Here is an 8,992-nt window from a genome sequence, read left to right as displayed (position 1 = left end):
TAACGCATTTCCGGATCGCGTCCCAAATGGCCGATGATCATGACTTTGTTAAGACCGCGGCTCATGATATTCTCCCAAAGTACATTTGTTGAACCTGAGTTTGTCTTAATCGCGATTAACGATCAAGAAGCGCATTACCTGTTCCTGAAAGCGCAAATTGCGTTCCAGTTCGCTGCTAAAAGCGGGCGGCATATTCATGTCAAACAAAATGTACTGGCCTTCGCGGCGTTTGTTAATCGGATAAGCCAAACGCCGTTTTCCCCAGCGATCAATTTTGCTAACCGTGCCGCCGGCTTCTGTAATCCAACCTTTGACTTTTTCGACCAGTCCTTCAACGGCTGTATCGTCCAGTTCTGGTTGGAGGATGAAGACCAACTCGTAGCTGCGCATGAAGGGATTCCTCCTTTCCTTGGGATTGCCCTTTGCTCCCGCCGCAGGCAGGTCAAAGAGCGGAAAGCAACCATGTTGTTCTGTGTTGCAAGCCGATGTAGTTTACTATAAAACCACTTTTTTGGGTAGGTACAATTAAAAAATATTTAATGGATATAAAACCTTAAAATTCTGATACAGTATACACATAATTTCTATATGAAGGAGATGTTGGTATGAAAGTCGAAATCCTTTTCCGTCCCTCTTATTCCATTGCGAAGGTGCTGCTCGATCCAAACGAAGCCGTGATCGCTGAAAGCGGTGCGATGGTAGGCATGTCTGCGGATATTCAGGTTGAAACAAAAATGCGGGGCGGCCTTTTGCAATCACTGGCGCGGTCGGTACTGGGCGGCGAGTCCTTTTTTGTGAACACTTTCCGGTCAGGTGCTCGCGGCGGAGAACTGTTGCTGGCGCCAACTTTGCCCGGGGATGTTTTTACGACTGAGTTGACCAATGAAACCTACCTAGTTCAGTCTGGTTCTTTTTTGGCCTCCTCGGAAGGTGTTGTAACCGATACCAAATGGTCTGGGGCGCGCACATTTTTTGGCGGTGAGGGTCTGATCATGCTGCGCTGCAGCGGCGCAGGAACGTTGATCCTTTCCAGTTACGGCGCCATTCATGAGCTGGACCTGGCTGCCGGCGAAACTTATACTGTGGACACCGGACATCTGGTGGCGTTCAGCGAAAGAATGGGCTTTAAAGTACGGGCAATAGGCGGATTAAAAACCACCGTGCTGGGTGGCGAAGGTCTGGTGGTTGATTTAACCGGCCCTGGCAGGGTTTTGCTTCAAACCCGCAGTGAAGGCGCTTTCCTCAACTGGCTGCTTCCCAAAATTCCCAAACGCTCCAGTGATTAGGGTTTTTCCTTAATCAGGCTGTCTGGTGAGGCTTGCTGGTAAAATTCACGAAATGCGCGGCTTTCCTCGAGTAAAAATCGAAGCCGCGCTTCTTTATCTCTTAACTGTGAAGGATCTGGCACCCCGCCTTCAGCGATGATGAGAAAATCCGGCTCTCGTGAAAGAATACGGATGAATCCTTTGCAAACCAACCAATCCACCCCGGCGAGAATGGTTTCTTCACGCTGATTCAATGCAGCTGCCATGCGAGGAATCTGCGCTTTGCCCCCATTCTGCTTAATTGCGTAGCGAATCATAGCGGTTAACGCCTGTAAAAAAGACTGAGGTTTATCATTCGGTTGGGCAAGCGAACATAGAATGATTCGTTTTGGGAGAACTTTTTGAATTGAGTCGGATAAGATTTTCTGAGAAGGAGGGGGTGAACAGATGACCAGCGTTTCGGCCGGGGCAAGCTCCCAGCGCTGTTTGACTTTAAGGTCAAGTGCGAATTCTCCATCAGCCCAGAAGAGAATTTGATCGGCAGGGATAGTCAGCCGATCAAGTTCCCGCAGGGCATCCTCAGAGGATCGCAGGTCAATTACTTCGCGGCGGTTCGCGTCAGACAGGTGAATTGTTTCAGTTTCCAGGGGGCGGGCAACAATCCACTCCAATTGCACTTCCAAATCGCCGCCAAAGTTGACCGGGCGAGCGTGATAAGCCAGATCAAAACGCCCCTCGGGAAGTATAGAGCGGGCGCCTTGCCACCAGATCACGCGGCGAGTATTTCCCTCTTCATCCTCGACAATGGTCATCAGGTGTTCCTGTGTTTTACCGATCGGGGCTGAATCCAGTAATGTGAGATTGCGGCTGGCAAAAACCAGAGGCGGGTTGCCTGCCCCAAATGGGGCCAGCCTTTCCAGCTCCAGAATGAAATCCAGATTTAGTTCCCCGATTTTTACCCACGCATCAATCGTGAGAACCGGCTTTTGCCGGTTTTGGGCGCGCTGCAATTCGACATGCGCGGATACCAAACGTCGAAATTCAAGGAAGTTTTCGGCTGGCAATGCCAGACCGGCAGCCATGGGATGTCCCCCGAAACCAATGAGGAGGTGTTGCGCACTGGCAATAGCCGCTGTGATGTTGATGCCTTCGGTTGAACGGGCCGAACCGCGCATGGGTTGGCCGGGGGGTGAACTCAATAAAATTACCGGGCGCTGAAAAATTTCCACCAACCGGCTGGCAACAATCCCGTTGATTCCGCCTGGCCATTCGGGGTGATGCAGGACCAGCACCGCATACTCCAGCACCCGTGGGTCTTGATCAATTTGCTGCAAAGCTGCCAGAAAGACCTGTTCGGTGAGAAAACGGCGCTGACTGTTGTAACCTTCCAGTTGGGTCGCAAAGACGGCAATGGCTTGTGAATTGGTTGAGGAAAGGAACTCGACAACCGGGTTGGCATCTCCCAACCGCCCGATTGCATTCAGGCGGGGGGCAAGACTGAAGCCGATGTGCTGTTCATTCAAATGCGCCGGGGTGATTTCTGCGTTTTGCATCAGTTGCAGAAGCGCTGGGCGACGAGGATTACGCATGAGTTCCAGGCCGCGCTGTACCCAGTAACGGGTATCCCCACGCAGAATCGCTACATCGGCTACACAGCCCAAAGCCACCAGATCGAGATGCTCCTCGACCAGTTCGGGCCTCCCCATTTCTTTGCACAACGCTTGAGCAAAGACAAAGGCCGTGCCAACCCCCGCAAGACTGTGCATGGGATGATCTTCCGGAAGGCGCTGGGGGTTAATGACCGCATCCGCTTCGGGAAGCTGCTCGGGCAGGGTGTGATGATCGGTAATCACCAGCCCAATGCCGCGCTGGCGTAAGAAGTTAGCGGCGTGGTGTGCACTGATGCCTGTATCACAGGTGAGGACGATTTGTACCCCATCAGCGATCATCCGTTCCAACCCATCCAGGTGAACGCCGTGCGATTCGCGCTCACGTACCGGAATGTAGTATTGTACCTCTGCGCCGAGTGATTTCAACGTTGCAACCAGCAAGGTGGTGGCGGTCTGGCCATCCACGTCAAAATCGCCCCATACCCCAATTTTCTTTCCGGTAAGGATGGCGGTTTGGATTAATTTCACCCCTTTTTCCACATCCGGCATTTCATACGGGTCGGCGGGGTGGTAAAAGTGATAATCCAGAAAGGCGCGTGCATCTTCAAATGATTTGAATCCGCGCCGGGCAAGTGTGCGCCCCAGCAGGAGGTTTTCCCCTGCCAGCTGCCGAATGGAAGGTGGGAGGGGAGGGTCTTCGGCGTCCAGCCAGATGCGTTCGATACCTGCAAAAAGCCGTTTCATTAAAACTCAATCTCGCCAATTTGATCAAAGGCAATGTCCAGATTATCCTCGTCCACTTCATTGTCCATTTCATCATCCATGCTGCCTGCAGCTACACCGCGGTTGCACAGTGAACGATAAACACACAAGGAGCATTGCTGTTCCTGGGAAGTGAGCGGGAATACAGTCTGTGCGCAGTGTTCAACCTGACGAGTCAGTTCGAGCAGGTACTCACCATCCAGGTCGGCCTGTTTTTGGGAATATTGGAAGTGCTCGGGGCTGAGCGGATCGGCGGTGAACCAGTAAATCATTTCGATTTGTTCTGGCGAATAGGAGATGGTTTTATCAAACGCGCTGGAGCACTTCCATAGAAGAAATGGGTACAGCCGGGTTTGAATGCGGCGGGAGAGAACGCGGTGCGGTGGTTTTCGCCGGCCGGTTTTCCAGTCCACAATGATTATTTTTTCGCCGGGTTGAATGGCGATCAGGTCATATTTTGCAATGAAGCGGTAACCACCGTGAGTGATTTGCAGCATGTGTTCGATGAAACGATGTTCAGGTAAGGGCTGCGGCTGGCTGCCAAGATAATCTTCCCACCATCCCAGCAGGGTTTGATCATAAGCCTGTGTACTGATTTGTGGGACTGGCAAGCCAATCTGGTGCTGCTGAACCATCTGATGAAAAATTTCCCCGCGGCGCAGGTGTTGTTCGTGTTCCAGCACCGGCTGTGATTGAATGGCTGGCCAGGGTTGACGCAACAGGTAGCGTAATTCAAAACGGCGGGGGCATTCAACAAAATCCTGTAAATTATTCTGGCTGAAGGCAAAATCAGATGGAAATTTCACGACGGTATTCCTCCCAGAACTTTTGGAGATGGACAAAGGGCAAAGCGGGGGAGTTCTCGCCGCCCTGGGTGTTTTTACCCGTGTTCCAGGTGATAATCAAAGAACGGCGAGCGCGGGTGATGCCGACATATAACAAGCGCAGGCGCTCAGCGCAATAATCCAGCCGGGCTTGCTGGGTAGCAATTCCCTCTTCCAGATACAGTGTGGTCAGCTCCCCATTGGCAAGAGCTTTCAATCGGTTGAGCGCTTCGGCCTCTAAATTGAGCTGGTTACGGATAAAGTATTTTTCAGAGTAGTAATGGTCAAATCCTTGAGCAGAGGGAAAGTCATAATTGTTGACCGACATCAGGTAAACCCGATCCCATTCCAACCCTTTGGCCTTGTGAATGGTAGCGACCACAACTTTGCCTTTGTGTTCATCGGGGTCAAAGCCCGGTTCTTCATCGCTGAAACCAAGGATGCGCCGCTCGTTGCGGGCAATTGCCCCCAATTCCTCGGTAAATTGCGGCAGCTGCCAGTCGGGGTGACGCTGGGCAGTGCGCCCCAGCAGTAAGGCAAGGCTGTGTGACAGCGCCAGCTGGGTAGGTTCACGGAAGATGTCTTGAGCGATGGTCAGAAGTAACTGGTCAATCGGCAGTAAAATGGCCTGCTGCCAGCGGCGCATGAGTAGTGCAAAGTCTTCCAGAATTTGGATGACTTGTGGGGGTAAAGCCTGGTGTGCGTGCAGCTCATCTAACCAGTTGGTTTCGACGCGAGGGTAGAGGTAGTTTTCCGGGAAGGAATTGGTTACCAACAATTGTGCTGCTTGCTGGACAACGGCATTATCAAGGGCGTTATCCGGGTAAAGGAATCGTACCACTTCTTTGAAAGCATCTCCCAGTAAGCGGGAATCGGCGGCTTTGTTCAGACTTTTGAGAATTTTTTCCAGCGCTGCGGCGGTTTGTCGGGTCGTCTGACTGGATTGCAACAATTCAATGACAGGCAGACCGGCGTTTTTCAGCGAGTTGACCACTTTGCTGCCGCGTTCGTTGCGGGGCACCAGCACCGCCACGGTTTGATCCGGATGCTGCGAAAGCCAGCGCCTGAGCGAATCAACGACGGCTTTGATTTCTGCATCCGGAGAAAATTTCTTTAAGAAAAGATAAATTTCATTGGGGTCATCCGGAGGATTTGGCTGCGGGTCACCCGGTGGGGTGGGTCGGATGAAGGGCGGGGTCAGCGCGTTCCTCAATGCTTCAACCGGATGGTCTTCCATCGTCCAGCGGATTAGTTCGTTAGCCAGATGGATAATGCTGGCTGTTGAGCGTCCCGAATCGGGCAGGTCACAGGCTTTGACGCGATTGAGTTTGAGAAAACGGCGCAAATATTCAGGGCTGGCGGTCGTGAAGGTTTCATAAATTGCCTGATTGGGATCTCCCACCCGCACCCAGTTGCCTTCTTCTCCAGCCAGCCGGCGCAGGATTTCTTCCTGCAAGCGGGAACTGTCCTGGGCTTCATCCTCCAGAATATAGGGGAAGCGATGCCGCAATCGCTGCAAGTAATCCGAATCGGTCATCAATACACTGAGCGCCAGCGTGATGAGGTCATCAAAATCAATCAGACTGCGGAGAATCAGCCCGCGTTGATAGGCTTCGTAAATATCCAGTCCAAATTGAAGCAGGGAGTGGTTATAATGCGTGCTGTTCAACCGGTCGCGCAGTTGTTGTGGCGAAAGCTGCAAATCCTTTGCCTGACGGATAAAAGCACGACCTAACTTTACCAGTAAATCTTCCCACTTCCTGGGCAGGTCAGAGTTTTTTTGAAGATTGAAAGCCGGGTTGGTCCACTCCAGTAAAAATTCCGGGTGAGATCGAATCCATCCTGAAACTGCGGCTTTGACGATTTCATCACTATCCCGGTCGTCGGCAATGCTGAAACGATCAGAAAGGCCGGCCAGATCGGGACGCTCACGCACAATATCATGAGCCAGCCCATGCAGGGTGCGAACGCGGTAATTCATATCGCGCATCAAACCGAATTGCTCAACAAAGGAACCAATCCGACTGGCAAAGTTATCTACGGCTGAATTGACCAGCGTAACGATCAGAACTTCCTGTTCTTCACCGATCAACCCGCCGGTGATGATTTGGGCAGCCAGCAATGAAAGTGTATAAGTCTTACCGCTGCCCGGAACGGCAGATACTCCCATCCAGCCGCCGGAATAATCCAGAATTTGAGATTGTTTGGGGCGGGGTTGATGGCGGTTATTCATGGGCTTGCTCCCGCTGGTGCAGCCTGCGCAGCAACCCCTGAAAAGCCAGCAGCAAAGCGCCGCGCTCCTCGGCGCCGCGTTCATTCACCCGGCTGGTGCAGAGGAAGATTTGATCACGGCAGCGGTAAGTTAAGCCGTAGATGATGCGCATCAGGGATTGCTGATTGGTTTCGTATTCCTCAGCATCCGTCCATAATCTTCCCGCCGCCCAGTGACGGCTGAGGATGTAGGGGTGGGTAAGGGGTTGATACAGGCGTTCCCACCAGCCAATGTTGCCGCAGTCCAACCAAAACTGAAAGCGAACAGAACGGTTGCTGATGATGAAGGAATAAGCCGGAGAAATTAACACCGCATCTTCCTCATCTGAGGGCAGTAAATACTGCGCCGAGATCACCCCTTGCCTGACCATGTTGAGGTATTCCAGCCCGACCGAAAAGTCGGGCTGCTGGCTGCGCACCGGTTCAATTACCTGGCGAAATTTTTGAATGGATTCAATCAACCGGGCAGTTACTGCTGCATTGTCCAGTTGTTCGTGAAAACCATAGCCAGGCTGGGATAATACTTCACCAAACAAAAAGGCAAAAAACACATCCAGTTCCTGTTCTTCTTGCTGCTCAATGTAGTTCACAAGCCAGGCACGCAGCCGCGAATAACGCAATCCGGCTGAATAGGTGATTCTTTCTCTTCCTTCTCCACGAATTTCCTCAAAAGGACGCAAGGCAAAAGGTGAGCCTTTGGGCGCCGTTCCCATCTGCATCAACAAATCGGCGCGGACAAGGTCAAGGTCTTCAATACAATGCACCAGCATAGCGCGGATTTCCTCACGGGTGGGAGGCATTTTCCAATGCGGATGTGCCAGCTTTGCCAGCGTGATGAGGGTGCGAACAGCCGGTTCGTCATACAGGCTGCGCGAGGGGCGGTGAGAGCGGGCAGGTATCTGATATTGTTCCAGGCGGTTCATCAGTGAAAAGCGCAACGAATCGGAGACAAACGGCGCAAGCACTGCAATTTCTCCGGGTGCAACCTGCTTTTCATGCACCAGTTGGTGAATGGTGCTGCTAACCATATCCACCATTTCCGGGTAAAAACGGGCGGGTAGATGCGTGAATGCAGTTTTGATTTGGGGTGAGACATCATCCATTTTCAAGTCGCGCTGCACGGCTTTGACAAGGGCGAATTGGAACTGGCGAATCGCCGGAGGGCAAATCAGGCTGGGCGGAAATTCAACAATGTCATCACACAAACCGGCCAGCGACGCAGCCGATTGTGGATCAGCCCCCAGAAAAATGCGGTGACCACCCTGCTGGTCATAAATCAGCAGGGCTGATTCGAATACCGGCAGCCAATCCCGAACGACATCATGGGCGGCAGGGGCATCCTCTTCCACATTATCGTAAATCAGATGGCGGTAATGGCTTTGCAGGTAATTTCGCACCAGAAAAGAGCGCCAGAGATGATGTAAAAACAACTCAATTTGTAAGGAAAAATCGAGTAGATTATGTTCAAGGCAGTAGTTTCGAAAAGCATTGATGCATTCCTGCGCCTGATCGAACAAAATCAGGTGCTGGGGCTGACCATTCCAGGCCTGCTTCAACCGGTCGCCAAGCGTGGTATACGCAAAACCAACCAGGGCGGCTTTGTTAAGATTATCCAGCAATTGGGAGTACAGACGATTACGGTCAATCACCAGCTGTTCAAAATAACCCCGCTCTAGAAACGGCTCAACTACTTTGGCCATGTAGTACTGGGCAGTTTCCAGTGTGAGAAACAAAGGCGGTTGATGGGGCTGGGCAAAACCTGCTTCGCTGCTGATGGCTGGCCAGAACAATTGAATTGTGCGCTGGCTCAAACCACCCAGCGTTACGATGGTGGGTATCCCACCCGGCGGAAGAGGGTTTTGTGTTATATAGTCGTGATATGGTCTGGCCAGGGTGCGCTGGGGGAGCAGAATAAGAATCTGCTCCGCCGGTACGCCTTTATCCAACAGGTATGCCAAACGTGCCAGACCGGCGGTGGTTTTACCGCTGCCGGGTTCACCCCGTAAAAAAATTTTACGGTTTAAGGGGGTCTGGGCGATGGCGCTTTGAGTGGAAAATAATTCTGGCAGGCTCATTCCGGTTTACCGAATGAATAATCCATGCCGCCGATTGCGTATAGCAATGCGCGGGTCAGTCGGGCATCATCAGCAGCGCGATGGGAATTGGGCAAAGGGATACGCAGGCTTTTACCGGCTTCTTCTAATTTGAAGTAGCGGTATGCGCGGCGAGTTGCATCCCATTCACCGCGATAGGCGGCATA

6 protein-coding genes and 1 pseudogene are annotated in these 8,992 nt (G+C 52.2%); 1 reads left to right on the top strand and 6 read right to left on the bottom strand.

Annotated elements, in window-relative coordinates:
• Window positions 1-105: 105 nt before the first annotated feature.
• Window positions 106-390, bottom strand: coding sequence for a 30S ribosomal protein S6 (gene rpsF, locus VAE48_RS16750; RefSeq protein ID WP_322794481.1), 285 nt, complete (start codon window positions 388-390; stop codon window positions 106-108).
• 215 nt (window positions 391-605) lie between these two features.
• Here rpsF and VAE48_RS16745 point away from each other — a divergent pair, with 215 nt between their 5' ends.
• Window positions 606-1,286, top strand: coding sequence for a TIGR00266 family protein (locus VAE48_RS16745; RefSeq protein ID WP_322794480.1), 681 nt, complete (start codon window positions 606-608; stop codon window positions 1,284-1,286).
• On the opposite strand, the gene recJ is transcribed toward VAE48_RS16745, so the two are convergent.
• The 5 genes and pseudogenes from recJ to VAE48_RS16720 all read right to left on the bottom strand — a co-directional run.
• Entirely contained in the window at window positions 1,283-3,619 is a 2,337-nt protein-coding gene (gene recJ, locus VAE48_RS16740) for a single-stranded-DNA-specific exonuclease RecJ (RefSeq protein WP_322794479.1), read from the bottom strand. The two genes, VAE48_RS16745 and recJ, sit on opposite strands and share 4 nt — an antisense overlap.
• Window positions 3,619-4,443, bottom strand: coding sequence for a PD-(D/E)XK nuclease family protein (locus VAE48_RS16735; RefSeq protein ID WP_322794478.1), 825 nt, complete (start codon window positions 4,441-4,443; stop codon window positions 3,619-3,621). The genes recJ and VAE48_RS16735 overlap by 1 nt, the downstream gene beginning before the upstream one ends.
• Entirely contained in the window at window positions 4,427-6,694 is a 2,268-nt protein-coding gene (locus VAE48_RS16730) for an ATP-dependent helicase (RefSeq protein ID WP_322794477.1), read from the bottom strand. The genes VAE48_RS16735 and VAE48_RS16730 overlap by 17 nt, the downstream gene beginning before the upstream one ends.
• Window positions 6,687-8,807 (bottom strand): hypothetical protein, encoded by a 2,121-nt coding sequence (locus VAE48_RS16725; protein WP_322794476.1) that lies wholly within the window; start codon window positions 8,805-8,807, stop codon window positions 6,687-6,689. The genes VAE48_RS16730 and VAE48_RS16725 overlap by 8 nt, the downstream gene beginning before the upstream one ends.
• Window positions 8,804-8,992 (bottom strand): annotated as a pseudogene (locus VAE48_RS16720) (hypothetical protein); the annotation flags it as partial. The gene VAE48_RS16725 and the pseudogene VAE48_RS16720, both read right to left, overlap by 4 nt.

This window comes from Bellilinea sp., from assembly GCF_034432615.1.
Taxonomy (GTDB): domain Bacteria; phylum Chloroflexota; class Anaerolineae; order Anaerolineales; family Anaerolineaceae; genus Bellilinea.
Note: the sequence above shows the minus strand (reverse complement) of the source record. Positions and strands in the feature narration are given on the sequence as shown.

Excerpts from the sequence above, each read along its gene's own strand:
- rpsF (WP_322794481.1), bottom strand. The coding sequence starts at position 390 with ATGCGCAGCTACGAGTTGGTCTTCATCCTCCAACCAGAACTGGACGAT.
- VAE48_RS16745 (WP_322794480.1), top strand. The coding sequence starts at position 606 with ATGAAAGTCGAAATCCTTTTCCGTCCCTCTTATTCCATTGCGAAGGTG.
- recJ (WP_322794479.1), bottom strand. The coding sequence starts at position 3,619 with ATGAAACGGCTTTTTGCAGGTATCGAACGCATCTGGCTGGACGCCGAA.
- VAE48_RS16730 (WP_322794477.1), bottom strand. The coding sequence starts at position 6,694 with ATGAATAACCGCCATCAACCCCGCCCCAAACAATCTCAAATTCTGGAT.
- VAE48_RS16725 (WP_322794476.1), bottom strand. The coding sequence starts at position 8,807 with ATGAGCCTGCCAGAATTATTTTCCACTCAAAGCGCCATCGCCCAGACC.